The 265-nt window shown below is 57.4% G+C and carries 1 pseudogene; it reads left to right on the top strand.

Features of this window, described 5'->3' with window-relative positions:
- A pseudogene (locus SB765_RS30500) lies at positions 1 to 181 on the top strand (SMI1/KNR4 family protein); the annotation flags it as partial.
- Positions 182 to 265: the final 84 nt, after the last annotated feature.

Here is a 265-nt window from a genome sequence, read left to right as displayed (position 1 = left end):
CGTTGAAGTCGAAACCTACGCGCCTGGGTTCCTGGCTTTCGCCGGAAATGGTTGCGGAGAGCTGTTGGCATTTGACCCTACCGGGGCTGTATTTATGCTGCCCATGATCGGCATGGCGCCAGAGTGCGCCATCCGCATTGCTGACAGCTTTCTGGACCTGGCTATGCGCTTCGAGATTTAGTGAACGACCGTGAAGGGTCGACTTCTTCCTGCCGCGATCGGTTCGCCGGATTACCGACTGGAATAGTCGCAGCCAACATCGGAC

Source organism: Pseudomonas sp. SIMBA_067 (assembly GCF_046534675.1).
Taxonomy (GTDB): domain Bacteria; phylum Pseudomonadota; class Gammaproteobacteria; order Pseudomonadales; family Pseudomonadaceae; genus Aquipseudomonas; species Aquipseudomonas putida.
The sequence above is the reverse complement of the archived record's forward strand: the minus strand, read 5'-3'. Positions and strand labels throughout refer to the sequence as shown.